15 protein-coding genes and 1 pseudogene are annotated in these 15805 nt (G+C 64.3%); 5 read left to right on the forward strand and 11 right to left on the reverse strand.

Annotated features, from left to right (window positions below; genetic code table 11):
- The first annotated feature begins 35 nt into the window (after positions 1–35).
- The 5 genes from JOF46_RS13535 (at position 36) to JOF46_RS13555 (ending at position 4877) form a co-directional block, all read left to right on the forward strand.
- Positions 36–1256 (forward strand): alpha/beta hydrolase, encoded by a 1221-nt coding sequence (locus JOF46_RS13535; protein ID WP_209907896.1) that lies wholly within the window; start codon positions 36–38, stop codon positions 1254–1256.
- A 997-nt stretch (positions 1257–2253) separates the two neighbouring features.
- Positions 2254–2655, forward strand: a complete 402-nt coding sequence (locus JOF46_RS22890; RefSeq protein WP_209907898.1) for a matrixin family metalloprotease — start codon at positions 2254–2256, stop codon at positions 2653–2655.
- Positions 2656–2667: 12 nt separating this feature from the next.
- Positions 2668–3267: a hypothetical protein gene (locus JOF46_RS13545; RefSeq protein ID WP_209907900.1), complete on the forward strand. Its 600-nt coding sequence runs from the start codon at positions 2668–2670 to the stop codon at positions 3265–3267.
- 77 nt (positions 3268–3344) lie between these two features.
- Entirely contained in the window at positions 3345–3548 is a 204-nt protein-coding gene (locus tag JOF46_RS13550) for a hypothetical protein (protein ID WP_209907902.1), read from the forward strand.
- A gap of 162 nt (positions 3549–3710) precedes the next feature.
- A complete protein-coding gene (locus tag JOF46_RS13555; RefSeq protein ID WP_209905736.1) occupies positions 3711–4877 on the forward strand; it encodes an ISAs1 family transposase in 1167 nt (388 codons plus the stop codon).
- Positions 4878–5159: 282 nt separating this feature from the next.
- Here JOF46_RS13555 and JOF46_RS13560 read toward each other — a convergent pair whose 3' ends face one another.
- The 11 genes and pseudogenes from JOF46_RS13560 to JOF46_RS13610 all read right to left on the reverse strand — a co-directional run bounded on the left by JOF46_RS13560 (position 5160) and on the right by JOF46_RS13610 (position 15433).
- Complete coding sequence (locus JOF46_RS13560) at positions 5160–5642, reverse strand: transposase (RefSeq protein ID WP_209907903.1); 483 nt, start codon at positions 5640–5642, stop codon at positions 5160–5162.
- A 45-nt stretch (positions 5643–5687) separates the two neighbouring features.
- On the reverse strand, positions 5688–5879 hold the full coding sequence (locus tag JOF46_RS13565; RefSeq protein WP_209907905.1) for a transposase: 192 nt from the start codon (positions 5877–5879) through the stop codon (positions 5688–5690).
- 256 nt (positions 5880–6135) lie between these two features.
- A complete protein-coding gene (locus tag JOF46_RS13570; protein WP_209907907.1) occupies positions 6136–6309 on the reverse strand; it encodes a hypothetical protein in 174 nt (57 codons plus the stop codon).
- A gap of 427 nt (positions 6310–6736) precedes the next feature.
- Positions 6737–7830 (reverse strand): annotated as a pseudogene (locus tag JOF46_RS22280) (DUF4158 domain-containing protein); the annotation flags it as partial.
- Positions 7831–7880: 50 nt separating this feature from the next.
- Positions 7881–8723 carry an isoprenyl transferase gene (locus JOF46_RS13580; protein WP_209907911.1) on the reverse strand — a complete coding sequence of 281 codons (843 nt, stop codon included), beginning with the start codon at positions 8721–8723 and terminating at the stop codon, positions 7881–7883.
- Positions 8720–9472, reverse strand: coding sequence for a DNA repair protein RecO (recO, locus tag JOF46_RS13585; RefSeq protein ID WP_209907913.1), 753 nt, complete (start codon positions 9470–9472; stop codon positions 8720–8722). Before recO ends, JOF46_RS13580 begins: the two co-directional genes overlap by 4 nt.
- An 88-nt stretch (positions 9473–9560) precedes the next feature.
- Complete coding sequence (gene leuA / locus JOF46_RS13590; RefSeq protein WP_209907915.1) at positions 9561–11300, reverse strand: 2-isopropylmalate synthase; 1740 nt, start codon at positions 11298–11300, stop codon at positions 9561–9563.
- 269 nt (positions 11301–11569) lie between these two features.
- Positions 11570–12541: a GTPase Era gene (gene era / locus JOF46_RS13595; protein WP_071215057.1), complete on the reverse strand. Its 972-nt coding sequence runs from the start codon at positions 12539–12541 to the stop codon at positions 11570–11572.
- Positions 12538–13848, reverse strand: a complete 1311-nt coding sequence (locus JOF46_RS13600) for a hemolysin family protein (RefSeq protein ID WP_209907917.1) — start codon at positions 13846–13848, stop codon at positions 12538–12540. The genes era and JOF46_RS13600 overlap by 4 nt, the downstream gene beginning before the upstream one ends.
- Positions 13848–14321 carry an rRNA maturation RNase YbeY gene (ybeY, locus tag JOF46_RS13605; RefSeq protein ID WP_209907919.1) on the reverse strand — a complete coding sequence of 158 codons (474 nt, stop codon included), beginning with the start codon at positions 14319–14321 and terminating at the stop codon, positions 13848–13850. The genes JOF46_RS13600 and ybeY overlap by 1 nt, the downstream gene beginning before the upstream one ends.
- The gene (locus JOF46_RS13610; RefSeq protein ID WP_245348126.1) at positions 14318–15433 is read right to left on the reverse strand and encodes a PhoH family protein; all 1116 of its coding nucleotides are present in this window, start codon (positions 15431–15433) and stop codon (positions 14318–14320) included. Before JOF46_RS13610 ends, ybeY begins: the two co-directional genes overlap by 4 nt.
- Positions 15434–15805: the final 372 nt, after the last annotated feature.

A 15805-nucleotide genomic window follows, 5' to 3' on the forward strand; every position in this document is an offset into this window, starting at 1 on the left:
GCCGCAAACAACTTCAAGTTCGTTATGCTCGACACATGTCCCATGCCTCCTCGCCCGGTACCGGCCAGGCACTTGGTCCGGAGAACGATCCCACCGCGACCTGGCCCTCGTACAGCGCGACGACCGAACCGGGCACCTGGGAACCCGACATCCTCGGTGCGGGGTACAGCTACACCACGCTGCCGCTTGGCTGCGACGCCGAGGGCGAGTTGTGCGCCACGCTGGTGCGCCACATCCCCGGCTCCCGGGGCCCGGCACACGCAAGATCCGCATCCCGTGCCCCGCTGGGTTTCCGGCTGGGCAACGCGTTGCGCCGGCTGTTCGGGCAAGACCCCGCGTCGATCGTGCGGGCACGCACCGCGGGGCCCGCGGGCCAGAACCCGGTCGGGTTCGTGTTGGCGCTGCACGGCTGGAGCGACTACTTCTACAACACCGAGCTGGCCGCCTACTGGAGCGATCGCGGGTATGCGTTCTACGCCCTGGATTTCCGCCGCTACGGGCGCAGCCTCCGGGCCCACCACCTGAACCCCGGCTTCACCGCCAACCTGGGCGAGTACGACCAGGACCTTGCCGCGGCCCTGGACATGATCCGTTCGATGGAGGGGCCGGAGCTGCCGGGGATCTGCGTGGCGCACTCCACCGGCGGGCTGGTGGCCAGCCTCTGGGTCAACCGGCACCCCGAGGCGTTCACCGCCCTGGTGCTCAACAGCCCGTGGCTGGAAATGCAGGGCAGCTACCTGGTCCGCTACGCCGCCCAGGGCGTCGTCGAACCGATCGCCAGGCTGCGCCCGCGGGCCAAGCTGCACCTGCCTGAACTGGACAACTACTGGCGCTCGCTGTCCCGGCTGGCCCGCGGCTCCTGGGACCTGCACCCGGTGTGGCGCCCGGCGATCTCCTTCCCGGTGACCGCCGGCTGGATCACCGCGGTGATGGCCGGGCACCGTGAGGTGGCCCGCGGGCTGGACATCGGGATCCCGGTGCTGGTGCTGACTTCCAAGTCGACGCACCTGTCCACGGGCTTCGACGAGTCGATGCTGCACCACGACACCGTCATCGAGGTCCAGGTGGTGCGCGAGCGTTCGGTGCGGCTGGGGCCGCAGGTCTCCAACTCGGTCATCGACGGGGCCATGCACGACGTGTTTTCCTCGCTGCCCGGCCCGCGGGCCGCCGCCTATGCGGCGATCGACCGCTGGGGAAGCGGGTACCTGCCGGGGCACGGCGTGCGCGCCGCGACGATTGAACGCCCGGCGGGCTAGGTCCCTGCCGGGACTCGGATCTGAGTAGTAATGGATGAGGATTGCGCGTTTGGCCCTCGACTTGAGAACTGCAGGCTGGCCTGCGGAGGGCTTCCGGGGAATGATCGGGGCGTCTGGAGACGCTAGATCCGGTTCATCCCCCTTTGACAAACTCGGGCCTGCGCGAAGCGTCAATTGAGACCTGGCATCCCTTAGAATGTGGCCACCCGGCAAGCAGCTGATGAGCTCCTTGTGAGAGTCACCGCCCAAAGCTGACGCCTCTCGCAATCTTCAGGTACAAATTACTCATCTGATATTTGTCGGGTAGGGGTAGCTGCGGGAGTATCGGGCTTACACCGGGCGGGAACACACAGACGGCGGAACTTGCGGACCTATTCTCCGTTGCCCGTTCAACCATCTACCGTGCCATCAAAGGCACGGGAGAGGCTGCTCCCTAGGTCCACAAAATATCACCATTCACGCCGGGACGTCGTTAGCGTGAATTTCCGTATCGATCTTCCCCAGGCCCCCGGTCCACGCCAGCTAGGAACGATTTCCCAGGTTCAGTGCTGACCATTTTTCTGGGCATGAGGCGGTATCCGCGTCGCTGGGGGCGAGCATGTCCATGTGGGCACTATTCGATGACTACAAAAACGAAACTGACTGAAGCCGAAAATTGGTAGAGATCCACTTGTGAAGTGCAGAAGAAATGACAAGTGTCACATTCTCATAACAATGTTAAATATTCAGAACCAAAATAAATGTAGTCAGTATGCTAATTTCTACTCGCATTGAGTATTTTCTTCGAAGTGGAGCTCCACCGACAATGAAAGGTTCTTGTGTTGATTGTAAAAATGAAATCAATCGCTGCCACCCTTGCAGCCGCCATGGCTCTCTCACTAGGGATCCTAGCCATTCCTCAAGCCGCTACTCCAGCCTCGGCAGCTGCGAATGGGGACGGGCTTCCAATCTTCGGTGGGCAAACTATGCCGGTACCACTGGTGCCTATGCCACCGCCATGACTACTGCAGCTTCTCGGTGGACTGCCACCAGCTCTCCCGTCACGATCTACAAAGCAACCGCGAGTACGGCTACTCATTTCCAAGTGAACACGGCCAACTTTGGGAACACTCACTGGTCTGGGAGAGCACCAAGCTACGCCACATGTGCAAATGGCTACTACACGAGAGCCATACCGTTGCAGCTGAATACCTATTACCTGTGCAGTTACAACGCTCAACGAAAGGCAATGGTTGCTGCTCACGAGCTGGGCCACAATCTTGGGTTGAATCACGTAGGTAGAGAATCGGACGCCTGCGCCGTTGTCACGCTTATGAATCCTTTCGACGACGTGCGAACCAATTGTTCTGTTTATGGGCCTAAAGCGGATGATGTTCGCGGCATAAATGCAAAGTACTAGCAGGGAGACACCGTGAAATTTTTCAGAACAAAGTACGTGGCATCCGCAGCTCTACTCACAATCGGTGCCCTGTCATTTGCTGGATGCAGTGCTGCATCGCCGGAGCCTTCTTCATCAGGGCCTGAACCCGGATTCGACTCATCCGAAAGGCTACAAATAGGCACTGCGGAGCAACCCATGGTTTGGGATCGGAGCCTAGTCGAAGCAGTCGACACCCTTGATGAAGTTGCGACCGGGGCAACGCTTGCTGTCGTAGCCGTTGCTGAAGGAAGCAAGGTGGAAACCATCAGCGATGTTCCTTTTACGGTGACTTCTGTGAAGGTGAAGGAAGTTGTGCACGGGAAGCCCTCAGCTTCCATTTTGAAGATTCGTCAATTTGGCGATGAATTCAACGAGGATTCGCAAGCGTCCACCATACTAAGCCAAGGTAAAACCTATCTCTTATCCCTGACTCCGTTCGAGTTGGAACCTGGTGTAGATACGGGGCAGTGGGTGCTAGTCGGAGGGGTTTCGTCGTGGGAAGAGAAAGCGTCAGGAAAGTTCGTGAACGATGCTGATTCTCCGCTTCCAACCGTCATTTCAAAGAAGCAATTCTTGGATTCAATGAATTAAGGTACATATGACAAGAAGGGTGATCCTCTACCGAGCTTCACCCTTCTTCTCATATGCGCAAAGATCATTCAACTGTGATGTCAATCGAATATGATGCGCAAGACATGTCGTCCTGGCAATCGTCGAAAGGGCTGCCTTTAATAAGAATCGTGGCATCACCTTTGGGAGAATTCTTTGGTATTAATATTTCACTCGAAAAAGATCCATCTTTATTTACTGGTGCCTTCGGCAAGGCTATTCCACCATCGGTAGAACCTTCCGGAACAAGATTCAAGGTGTAAGTTTTTCCGTCTTCATATCCAAGGTCGCAGCAGGGCTGTTGCGTTCTAGCCCAAACTTGTTTCTGACTTGGGCAAAGGGGAAAATGACGCCGGGTTGTTAATGTAGGAAATTCCTGTTAATCATGAAAGTGACTAAACAACCAAGATCAACAGGAACTCCTCATGCCATCATCCCTCGAAACCCTCATCCAGCGCCACCCGACACTCCCCGAGCTCGACCACGAAACGCTCACCGAGATCCCTTCGGGACTCCTGAAAGCCCTGGCAACGGTGCCGGACCCCCGCCGCGGCCAGGGATGCCGCTACCGCAGCGGCTGGCTGCTGGCCGTGGCCGCCTGCGCCGTCATGGCCGGACACACCGGCTACCGGCAGATGCAGGAACTCGCACGCCGCCTGGCCAACCACCGCAACCGCCCGGTCCCCGGCCCCTCGACCTTCCACCGCTTCCTCAAGCAGCTGGACCCCGTCGGCCTGGATGAGGCCCTGGCGTCCTGGGCCGCCACGCTGCACACCGCCGCCGCCCCGCTCCTGGCCGAGGCCATCGCCATCGACGGGAAGGAGCTGCGCAGCTCCAAGAACGGCAACGGGGCCAAGGTCCACCTGTTGGCCGCAACCACCCACGACTCCGGCCTGGTGCTGGGCCAGGTCGACGTCTGCGCGAAAACCAACGAGATCCCTCGCCTGCCCGAACTTTTGGAGCTCCTGGCCAGGCACCACGAGCTGGCCGGGAGGATCATCACCCTCGACGCGCTGCACACCCAGCGGAACACCGCAAAGCTGATCTGCCAGACCCACGGCGCCCACTATGTCCTGACCCTGAAAGGCAACCAGCCAACGGTGCACGCGCTGGTCCGCAACCTGCCCTGGGAGCAGGTCCCGGTCGCCGACACCACCATCGACACCGGCCACGGCCGGGTGGTGATCCGCAAACTCCAGATCGCCACGCTGACCGGAAAATTCGCACCGGACTGGCCCGGGCTGCGCCAAGTCGCCCGGCTGACCCGGGAACGCACCCACCAGGGCAAGACAAGCGTGGAAACGGTGTTCATCCTCACCAGCCTCCCGCCGCACCTCGCCGGCCCGGGCCACATCGCCGACCTCGTGCGCGGACACTGGTCCATCGAGAACAAGGTCCACCATGTCCGGGACACCGCGTATCGGGAGGACCACAACCAGGTGCGCACCGGCCACGCACCACGGAACGTCGCCGCCCTGACCAACGCGGCACTCACCGCGCTACGCGCCGCGGGCCTGACCGAGATCCGGCCGGCCACCCGCGCGCTGCATGCCCAGAACAAGCTGATCCAAGCCATCCTCACGGTGGTCTAAATCACTTTCCAGAACGCAACAGCCCTGAAGGTCGCAGGCTGCTGGCGGAGCAGAAATCGTTACATTCGAACCGGCTTTGACCGTCTGGGACGAAGCCGTCAGTGACTCTGGCAGGCACGTAGTTTCCTTACCAACGCAACCTGTCACCAGACATGACGGAATGATCAATGCTATGGCGCCTGCAAACATCGTAATTCTTTTCATCCGAGCCTCTCCATGATTCAGTTTCTGTCAGCCTAATGCAAGATGATGCCTCTTGATTGATTTTTCGATAACGATTAATCAGGCTCTTCGGATTGTGGCGTGGTGACGTTGCCCTAAACCCGGTAGTGTCGGTGGCCGCCGGCGGAGAACAGCGAGCGAATGCGGTAGTTCTCGACGTTGCTTCAAGCCGCGGGCGACCCTCCGGGTGGTTTCGAGACGTGAGTTGGTGGCCTCGGTATGGCCGTTGGAGACACCCTTGGTGGCGACGTAGGCGGCGATTTCCTTCCGCGATTTCTTCAGGGTCTTGCAGAGCCTCTTGACCTCGGGGATCGGGCAGTCGGCGTATATATTCAGCAGGGTCTGGACCTGCTGGGGGCCGTCGGCGTGCGGGACGTAATAGATCAATCGCAGTTCCTGGTAGGCGTTCCAGGCGATCGTCACCTCGCCGTCCTTGTCGCCGGCGCCGGGCAGATTGGTGAGCAAGGCGCCTTGCTTCTTCCTCAGGTGCTCGGCTCCCTGCAGCAGGAGCCGGCGGGAGCGGTAGAGGGGGTCGGACTTCACTCCCCACTTGCCGGTGGCCGCCCCTTCTGCGCGCGGCGCCGGATCTCATCGACCATGGTGGACCCGAGCCTGGCGACGTAAAAACGCGTCCAGGACCGTGACGGCGTCGGGAAGCTGCTCGTCGTTGGCGTTGGCATAGCCTCGAAACGGGTCAAGGGTCGCGACCTTGATCCCTGCCCCGAAGCCCTCGGGCTGGGCCTTGAGGCAGTCGGAATAGGCCCTGCCACTGCTGCCCACCAGGTCCAGCAGCCGGGCCCGGCTCCTTCCCTTCGCGTCCGAAGGTGTGGTCGACGAACCCGGTCAGGACGCGGTCGCCGGGGAAGCCGGTGTGCTTCCAGTTGTGTTCGTCCACGCCCAAGGTGGTGACGCCCTCCAGGCGCTTGGGGTCGGTCAGTTCCAGCTCGGCCAGGGCCTTGGCGTTGTCCCAGATCGTGTGACGGTCCACGCCGAGCTGCCGGGCAATCGCCGAGACCGCGATGTCCTGTTTTTTCAGCTACTCGTGCGCCCAGTGGCAGGCCCGCACGGTGAGTTTCTCCCGCGGCCCGATGCGGTGGAGTTCCTCAGTGAAGGTGACCGTGCGGCTTTGCTTTTCGTGGCAGCGGAACACCCGCTTGTTCCAGGGCAGGAGCACCGGGGAGCCGTGGGCCGGGATGTCGTGGATTGGCACGCTGCACCGGGCCTGGAACCTGGCCTGGGTGCCACGTCCGTGGCACCAAGCGGTGCGTTCGGGGGGTCCACGGCCACGACGAGCCGGGCATGATCGCGGCGGTCCACCGCGAGCACGTGCTGGCCTCCGAGGTCCAGGAAGGCGTCGGCAAGGTTGCACCACGGGCCGGCCCCGCAGGAACCGGCCAGCAGGGTTGCGACGGCCCCCGGGTGCAGCGGTGCCTCGGGTTTCCGTGGGGCTGCGGGCAGTACGCAGGCAGAGCCAGGATGGTTTACTTTCAGGGTCTTTCTTGCGGTTTTCTTGGTCGATAACCATTCAAGAAGGCCCGGACGCCTCTCCTGACCACGGCACTCCGGATGCGCCGAAATCCGCCCGCAAGATTACGGCGTTAAGGCACCCGCACCACGCTCAAATCCGTAGAGCAGACAATCCGGTCCAGGGTAGTGCTCTTATCCAGGGCAGCCCATGCGGCACTGACATCGAGACTCTCACCCGCAGCTTCAAGCACGCGCAGCAGCTTGGCTCCGACCCGGGCCAAGACGCTGGAGGCTTACTCGAGCTCGGGCATCTTCGCCAATCACTTCGCGGCCGCGGCACGACGAGAGGGCCCCAGCACCTTTGATGCCATCAGGAAATCAAAAGGTCCAGTGCATCATCGACTGTGGACGCTTCCAAAGCCGTGGCCGTGGCCACCAACGTTGCTGTGCGGCGCTGGCTCGGCAAGCCGACCCAGCGCCTGGGCCGTCAACCCCAAACCATACCGGGCCAAAGAACGCACCCGTGCCGGAGGCACCATCGATAGATCCACCGCCCGGCCCCGAACGAACGGACCTCAGCCGCTGGGTGCAAAGCTTTTCCAGTGCCGGGCCCGAAACCCGCGTTGGCCCGGCACGCAACAATTCCGGGCGGCTTGCCCGATCGCCCTGACCCATCGTCAGCAAGCTCTGCAACACAGCCGGCAACCGCGGATCGGCACTCTCAGCCGCAACAGCAATCGGTGCGTGCAAACGTGCTGTTCGCGGGTCGCGGCCACAAGCCGTGCCAGTATGCTCAGACCCGGCAAAAGAACCTTTTCCCGGCGCAACCACGCAACCGCATCTCCGAACAACGTGGTGATCCCCTCACCATGCGTCAAAGACCGCGAAGAGACGACCCCCATCAATGCTTCAGTTAGCGGAGCATCAGGATCCCGGTACCCGTAAACGGCACAGATCTCGCGCGCATCGCGTTGGAGGTCTCCACACGCACGGTGTATCGCTTGACCACCGAGGGATCCGCGCCCCCGAGCTGCGCCGCAACGTAATCGACCACAGACCATGGCACATCGAGCGGGTCGGAAAGCAGCGCCCCCAGGAATCGTGCCGTCCCGACCTGCACGGCAAACCCCATCCGGCTGCGCTCACCCCTACGCCTGCGGATCAACTCCTGATCGGTGTCGTCAAGATAGAAGAACAGCTCCAGATAGTTCTGCGAAGGTTCTCCCACGAACCGCCCGAACGCGGCGACCTGCGCATCACTCAAGAATTCAACTGGCGCAACCTACGGACTACCGACAGCCGCAACGCAGAGGGCTAAACGCGCAATCCTGTTCCATTACTACTCAAATCCGGGACCGCAGGCTTATCCACCGCTCCCCCGTAGCGGCGGTCGCGGCTGGCGTATTCGCGCACCGCGTCCCACAGGGTGGTGCGGTCCACGTCGGGCCACAGCTCGTCGATGAACACCATCTCGGCGTAGGCGGACTGCCAGAGCAGGAAGTTGGAGGTGCGTTGCTCTCCGCTGGTGCGCAGGAACAGGTCGACATCCGGCATCTCGGGCTCGTCCAGGTGCCTGGCCACGGTCTTCTCGGTGATCTGCGAGGGCTTCAAGGTGCCGGCGGCGACCTGTTCGGCGATGGCCTTCACGGCATCGGCGATTTCCGCCCGGCCCCCGTAGTTCACGCACATGGTCAGCTGGCAGGTCTGGTTGGCGGCGGTGAGTTCCTCGGCGGCCTTGAGCTCGTTGACCACGGACTTCCAGAGCCGCGGTTCGCGTCCGGCCCAGCGGATCCGCACGCCCCAGCCGTCCAGGGTGTTGCGCTGGCGGCGCAGCACGTCGCGGGAGAAGCCCATCAGGAAGCGGACCTCCTCGGGGCTGCGCTTCCAGTTCTCGGTGGAGAACGCGTAGACCGAGACGTACTTGATGCCCATCTGCACGGCCCCGGCCATCACGTCCAGCAGTGCGGCCTCCCCGGCACGGTGGCCTTCGGTGCGGGCCAATCCGCGCGCGTTGGCCCAGCGGCCGTTGCCGTCCATCACGATTGCCACGTGCTGCGGGATGAGCTCGGGACGGATGTTCGGCATCGGTGCGTCGCCCGGCCGGGTGGCCGGGACGCCGGGACCGGGCTTGCCGGTGATCTTGGGGGGTTTGCTCATTGTCGCTCCACGAGTTTGAGGGATTTGACGGCTCGTTCTAGGTGCCATTGGAGGTAGTTGGCCGTGATGGTCCCGGCCTGGCCGCGGGTGGGTGCGTCGGCGGCGTCCACGCTTTCCCAGTCGCCCTCCAGCAGCGCGGCGAGCAGCGTGATGGTGGCCGGGGACGGGGACATCGACCCGGCGGGCCGGCAGTCGTGGCAGACCACCCCGCCCAGCGGGATATTGATGGCCTGGTGCGGGCCCACCGCCCCGCAGCGCACGCAATGGGTGAAGCTCGGAGCCCAGCCCGCCGCGGCCAGGGCCCGGAGCAGGTAGGAGTCCAGCACGGTGCCCGGTTCGTGCCCGCCGCGGGCCAGGGTGGCCAGGGCGCCGTGCAGCAGCCGGTATTGCGCGCCGATGGAATCGGCCTCGGAGTCGGTGAGCCGCTCGGCGGTTTCCAGCATCGCCGCGCCGGCGGTGTAGGCGGAGTAGTCGGCCACGAGCGCCTGCCCGTAGGGGTGGCGCAGCTGCGCCTGGATGATGGTGTGCAGCGAGCGGCCTGCGACGATCTGAGCCTCAACCTCCATGAAGGGCTCGAGGGTGGCCCCCAGCTTGGAGCTGGTGCGCCGCACGCCCTTGGCCACCGCGCGCACCACCCCGAACTCGGGGCTGAGCAGCGTGATGATCCGGTCGGCCTCGCCCAGTTTGTGGGTGCGCAGGACAATGCCGCGGGTGCGGTAGCTCTTGGCTGCGAAAGATGAACGTGACACATATACATGATCCCAGACAAAGCCGGCCCCGGGCGTGCACGACGGGTGTGTCCGTGTGCACGCCCGGGGCCGGCGTTCCCGATGGGGCCTAGGCCAGGTCGCGCACCGCGCGGTTGACCGCGGAGATCACTGCCTTGAGCGAGGACATGGTGGTGTTGGTGTCAACGCCCACGCCCCAGAGCACGCGCTCGCCCACGGCTGCCTCGACGTATGCGGCCGCGGAGGCGTTGCCGCCCTCGGACAGGGCGTGCTCGGTGAAGTCCAGCACGCGCACGTCCACGCCCTCGTTGCCCAGGATGTTCACCAGGGCGTTGATCGGGCCGTTGCCGGCCGCGGTGCGGCGGTGCGGCACCCCGTCGATGACCAGCGTGGTGGTCAGCTCGAAGCTGCCGTCCTCGGCGGTGTCCGCGGTGGCGGAGCCGAGCTTGAAGCGGCCCCACGGCTCGTGGTCCGAGCCCTCGGTAACCGGCAGGTACTCGTCCTGGAAGACGTTCCAGATCGCGGCCGAGGAGATCTCCCCGCCCTCCCCGTCGGTCTTGCGCTGGATGACCCCGGAGAACTCGATCTGCGCGCGGCGGGGAAGGTCCAGCGAGTGCTCGCTCTTGAGCAGGTAGGCGACCCCGCCCTTGCCGGACTGCGAGTTCACGCGGATCACTGCCTCGTAGGAGCGGCCGATGTCCTTGGGGTCGACCGGCAGGTACGGCACGCCCCAGGTGATCTCGTCGATGGTCTTGCCGGCGGCCTTGGCGTCGGCCTCCATGGACTCGAAGCCCTTCTTGATGGCGTCCTGGTGGGAGCCGGAGAAGGCGGTGAAGACCAGGTCCCCGCCGTAGGGGGAACGCTCCGGGACGGGCAGCTGGTTGCAGTATTCGACAGTGCGGCGGATCTCGTCCATGTCGGAGAAGTCGATCATCGGGTCGATGCCCTGTCCGAAGAGGTTCATGCCCAGGGTGACCAAATCGACGTTGCCGGTGCGTTCGCCGTTGCCGAAGAGGCAGCCCTCGATGCGGTCGGCTCCGGCCAGGTAGCCGAGCTCGGCGGCGGCGACGCCGGTGCCGCGGTCGTTGTGCGGGTGCAGCGAGAGCACGATCGAGTCGCGGTTTTCCAGGTTGCGGTGCATCCACTCGATGGAGTCCGCGTACACGTTGGGGGTGGCCATTTCGACGGTTGCCGGCAGGTTCAGGATCATCTTGTTTTCCGGGGAGGCCTCAAGGACCTCGGCCACGGCGTCGGAGATCCGCTTGGCGAATTCCAGCTCGGTTCCGGTGAAGGACTCCGGGGAGTATTCGTAGGTGATCTTGGTGCCGACCAGCTGCTCCTCGTACTTCTTGCACAGCCGCGCACCGGTCAGGGCGATGTCGACGATGCCGTCCTGGTCCTGGTTGAACACCACGCGGCGCTGCAGCACCGAGGTGGAGTTGTACAGGTGCACGATGGCCTGCTTGGCGCCCTCGAGGGCCTCGTAGGTCCGCTCGATCAGGTGTTCGCGGGACTGGGTGAGGACCTGGATGGTCACGTCGTCCGGGATGCCGCGCTCGATGAGCTGGCGGACGAAGTCGAAGTCGGTCTGCGAGGCCGAGGGGAACCCGACCTCGATCTCCTTGAAGCCCATCTTCACGAGCAGGTCAAACATCTTGTGCTTGCGCTCGGGGCTCATCGGGTCGATCAAGGCCTGGTTGCCGTCACGCAGGTCGACGGCGCACCAGCGCGGGGCGGTGGTGATGTACTTGTCCGGCCAGGTGCGGTCGGGCAGCGAGACGTGGATCTGGTCCTGGAACGGCACATATTTGTGGATGGGCATTCCGGAGGGCTTTTGCATGTTTTGCATTTCTTGTGGGCCTTTTCCTTGGTGGTGCGAAAGTGGGCCGGGACAGTGGGTGACTCCGCAGCGAGGGGTCGGCCGAAGGACGCGTTAGAGTCCTGTTTGGGTCTCGCCGCGGCGGCTTAGTAGAAGTAGTCCGAAATGCACAAGATCACCATAACATCGACCTCCACCCGCCCATGAAGCAGGTCACCTAATTGTTGCAGGTGCGTGTCACATAGCAATGGGTGCCCCGGAAAACCGGGACACCCATTGCGGCCAGGTCGCCGGTGCGGCTAGAAGCCGAGCTTGCCCAGCTGCTTGGGGTCGCGCTGCCATTCCTTGGCGATCTTCACGTGCAGGTCGAGGTAGACCCGGGTGCCCAGCAGCGCCTCGATGCCCTTGCGCGAGCGGGTTCCCACGTCGCGCAGGCGTGCCCCGCCCTTGCCGATGATGATGGCCTTCTGGCTGGGGCGCTCCACGTAGAGGTTAACCCGAACATCCAGCAGCGGGCTGTCCTCGGGGCGCCCCTCGCGCGGAACCATCTCCTCCACGACCACGGCCAGGGAGTGCGGAAGCTCGTCGCGCACGCCCTCCAGGGCCGCCTCGCGGATCAGCTCGGAGACCATCTTCGCCTCCGGCTCGTCGGTCAGTTCCCCGTCCGGGTACAGCGGCGGGGACAGCGGCATCTGCTTGACCAGCACGTCGGCGACCTCGGAGACCTGGAAGTCCTTGGTGGCCGAGACCGGCACGACGGCTGCCCAGCCGCCCTCGCCCAGGGTGTCGACCCCGAGCTGGGTGACCGCGAGCAGCTGGGCCATCAGCGCGGCCCGGTCCACGGTGTCGGCCTTGGTCACGATCGCGACGATGGGCTTCTTCTGCAGCTGCGCCAGCTGGGTGGCGATGAACCTGTCGCCCGGGCCGATCTTCTCGTTGGCCGGCAGGCAGAAGCCGATGGCGTCGACCTCGGAGAGCGTGTCGGCGACCAGGTCGTTGAGGCGCTGGCCCAGCAGCGTGCGCGGGCGGTGCAGGCCCGGGGTGTCGACCAGGATCAGCTGGGCGTCCTCGCGGTGCACGATGCCGCGGATGGTGTGCCTGGTGGTCTGCGGCTTGGCCGAGGTGATGGCGACCTTCTGGCCCACCAGCGCGTTGGTCAGCGTCGACTTGCCCGCGTTGGGGCGGCCCACGAAGGAGGTGAACCCGGCGCGGAAGTCCTCGGGCCAGCCTCCGGTGGGCAGCATCTGTGGCTTCTTGATGTTCCGGCTCATGATTGCTCCTTGTGATGCCCTGCATCCTTGTCGGCGACGTGTTCGCCGGTCTTGGGTTGTTCTTCTGCCTTGCGCACCAGGATCTTGCCGATCCGGTTGCGTCGTCCGCTCAATGAAAGGACCTTCATTTCGATGCCCTCGAAGCTGGCGTGCGATCCGAGCACCGGCACCGATTCGAGCACCTTGCCCAGCAGCCCGCCCACCGAGTCGACCTCGTCTTCCTCGATGTCGATGTCGAAGAGCTCGCCGAGTTCGTCGATGGAGGTGTGGGCGCGCACCACGAAGCTGCCGTCGCCCAGGTCCTCGATCTCGATCTTGGCGCGGTCGTACTCGTCGTCGATCTCCCCGACGATTTCCTCGATGAGGTCCTCGAGGGTGACCAGTCCGGCGGTGCCGCCGTACTCGTCGATGACGATGGCCATGTGCGTGGATTCCTGCTGCAGCTCGGGCAGCAGTTCGGCCACGGACTTTGATTCCGGGACGTAGCGGGTCTTGCGGGCCAGGTCCTCGACCTTGTCGGTCGAGTCCGGGCTCAGGTGCAGCCTGTAGGCCACGTCCTTGAGGTAGACGATGCCGAAGATGTCATCGGCGTCCTCCCCGATCACCGGGACGCGCGAGCAACCCGAGGCCAGGAACAGGTCCATGGCCGTGTTGAGCCCCTCGCCCTTGTCGATGGTGACCATGTCGGTGCGCGGGACCATCACCGAGCGGACGTAGGTGTCCTCCATGTCGAAGACCGAGTTGATGATTTCCGCCGCATCGTCCTCCAGTTCGTCTCCTTCGGTGGCCCGGTCCACCAGGTCGCGCAGGCGCTCCTTGGACAGGAAGCCCTCGTCCTCGGCAACCGAGCGCGGGCTCATGGCCTTGCCGATGCCCACCAGCCAGGCCGGGATCGGGCCCAGGACCACGCGCAGGAAACGGACCAGCGGCGCGGTGTGGCGCACCACCGATTCGGCGTGGGAGCGCCCGTAGCGCCGCGGGGAGACCCCGACCAGCACGAAGCTGACCGCGGCCATGGTGACGGTGGCCAGCAGGCCGACGACCCAGACGTTGTCCAACAGGTCGTGGTAGAAAAGCGCGACCGCGACCGCGGAAGCGGTCTCGAACCAGATGCGCCAGAAGCGCACGGCGTGGGTGTGGCTCAACGATTCGGCAAGGATGTTGCTCAGGTGCTTCTGGGCGTATTCGCTGCGCAGCGCCTCGGCCTGCTGGCGCGAGAGGTAGAGGTAGGCCGACTCTGCGGCGGTGAGCATGGCGGCACTGAGGATGAACACCAATGCACAGATCGCGAGAATGATCGCGGACACTAGTCCATCGTCTCCCGGGGTGCGGGGCGGCCCAGGAATCCTTCGAGCAGTGCCCGCTGCAGGGAGAACATGACTTCTTTTTCCTCGGGCTCGGCGTGGTCGAAGCCCAAAAGGTGCAGCATGCCGTGGGTGGTCAGCAGCAGGATCTCGTCCTCCACCGAATGCCCCCCGGTGGCGGCCTGGGTGGTGGCGACCTGCGGGCAGATCACGATGTCCCCGAGCATCCCGGCCGCGGTGGGCGAGCCGGGGGCGCCGGGGCGCAGCTCGTCCATGGGGAAGCTCATCACGTCGGTGGGGCCCTCGAGGTCCATCCATTCCACGTGCAGCGCGCTCATCGGCTCCTCGTCGAGCAGGATGATCGACACGTCGGTTTCCGGGTGCACGTACAGTTCGGCGAGGATGTGGCGTCCCAGCGCGCTGATGCGCTCCAGGTCCGCGGCGATCGCGGACTCGTTGTTGACCTCTACGCTCATGGGGCGTGCTCCTGGTTTACGGGCGCTGTGCCCGGCTGTTTCGTCTCGGTGGGGTGTTCGGGGTTCCGTCCGCCGCTGGCGCGGCGCCTGGCGCGGGCCTTGGAACGGTTGAAGTTGGGGTCCTGGCGCACGGTCCAGCGCTCGTAGGCGCCCACGATCGCGCCGACCAGGCGGTGGCGGACCACGTCGGTGGCGTCGAGTTCGCAGAAGGCGATGTCGTCCACGCCCTCGAGGATCTCGGTGACCACGCGCAGTCCGGACTTGGTGCCCCCGGGCAGGTCGACCTGGGTGATGTCGCCGGTGACCACGATCTTGGAGCCGAAGCCCAGGCGGGTGAGGAACATCTTCATCTGTTCGGGCGTGGTGTTCTGCGCCTCGTCGAGGATGATGAACGCGTCGTTGAGCGTGCGCCCGCGCATGTAGGCAAGCGGGGCGACCTCGATGGTGCCCGCGGCCAGCAGCCTGGGCATCGAATCCGGTTCGATCATGTCGTGCAGCGCGTCGTAGAGCGGGCGCAGGTACGGGTCGATCTTGTCGGTGAGGGTGCCGGGCAAAAAGCCCAGCTTTTCCCCCGCCTCGACGGCCGGGCGGGTCAGGATGATGCGGCTGACCTCCTTGGCCTGCAGCGCGGCGACCGCCTTGGCCATGGCCAGGTAGGTCTTGCCGGTGCCCGCGGGCCCGATGCCGAAGATCACGGTGTTGGTGTCGATGGCATCGACGTAGGATTTCTGGTTCACGGTCTTGGGGCGGATTGCCTTGCCGCGGCCCGAGAGGATCTTCAGGCCCAGCACCGACGATCCGTTCTCGGCGCCGGAGTTCTCCAGCATGCGCACGAGCTGCTCGATGGTGTGGGCGGAAATGCGGGTGCCGTTGCCGGCCAGCGTGCGGGCCTCGGTGATGACGCGCAAGGCCTTGTGCGCCTGGGTCGCGTCCCCGGAAACACGCAGGTCGTTGCCGCGGGCGTGGAGCTCAACCTGCGGGTAGGCCCCGGTGATCACGCGCAGCAGTTCGTCGTGCGCGCCGAGCGTGGCGACCATTTGGTCCGAACTGTCGAATTGGACCAGCGCGTCGGTTCCCCGGGGCCGGTCCTCCTGGCTCACTTGTTGGTCCATACGACTGTTGCAGCCTCCGCATTCCGTGCCGGCGAATGGCGCCCGCGGTCCTTCCGCTGCCATGGTTCCCTGCACTGGCTCAATCCTATCGTGGATGGCGGCGCCCCGACCGGCGGCCGGTGCGCCCTCGAATCCGGGCAGGGACGCCGGAACCCGTGGCGGCGGGGCCGGAAACCTGAGGTCGAAAGGTATCTGAAGCAAATGTGCAACGATTCGGGCACAACTTCGGTTGGCAGATATCAATCACGCAACAGTCCTGCGGATCGACGGGTTTTCCTCCCTACCGTTCATCAAGTTATGCCAAGCTGGGTTGGAACCGGACGCGGGTCTCCCCCCTCGCGAATCCGGTTTCACCGGTTCCCCCACCCGGCA

The sequence above is a fragment of the Paeniglutamicibacter psychrophenolicus genome, assembly GCF_017876575.1.
Classification (GTDB): domain Bacteria; phylum Actinomycetota; class Actinomycetes; order Actinomycetales; family Micrococcaceae; genus Paeniglutamicibacter; species Paeniglutamicibacter psychrophenolicus.

Excerpts from the sequence above, each read along its gene's own strand:
- JOF46_RS13610 (WP_245348126.1), bottom strand. The coding sequence starts at position 15,433 with ATGGACCAACAAGTGAGCCAGGAGGACCGGCCCCGGGGAACCGACGCG.
- era (WP_071215057.1), bottom strand. The coding sequence starts at position 12,541 with ATGAGCCGGAACATCAAGAAGCCACAGATGCTGCCCACCGGAGGCTGG.
- leuA (WP_209907915.1), bottom strand. The coding sequence starts at position 11,300 with ATGCAAAACATGCAAAAGCCCTCCGGAATGCCCATCCACAAATATGTG.
- ybeY (WP_209907919.1), bottom strand. The coding sequence starts at position 14,321 with ATGAGCGTAGAGGTCAACAACGAGTCCGCGATCGCCGCGGACCTGGAG.
- JOF46_RS13580 (WP_209907911.1), bottom strand. The coding sequence starts at position 8,723 with ATGAGCAAACCCCCCAAGATCACCGGCAAGCCCGGTCCCGGCGTCCCG.
- JOF46_RS13535 (WP_209907896.1), top strand. The coding sequence starts at position 36 with ATGTCCCATGCCTCCTCGCCCGGTACCGGCCAGGCACTTGGTCCGGAG.
- JOF46_RS22890 (WP_209907898.1), top strand. The coding sequence starts at position 2,254 with ATGACTACTGCAGCTTCTCGGTGGACTGCCACCAGCTCTCCCGTCACG.
- JOF46_RS13550 (WP_209907902.1), top strand. The coding sequence starts at position 3,345 with ATGTCAATCGAATATGATGCGCAAGACATGTCGTCCTGGCAATCGTCG.
- JOF46_RS13555 (WP_209905736.1), top strand. The coding sequence starts at position 3,711 with ATGCCATCATCCCTCGAAACCCTCATCCAGCGCCACCCGACACTCCCC.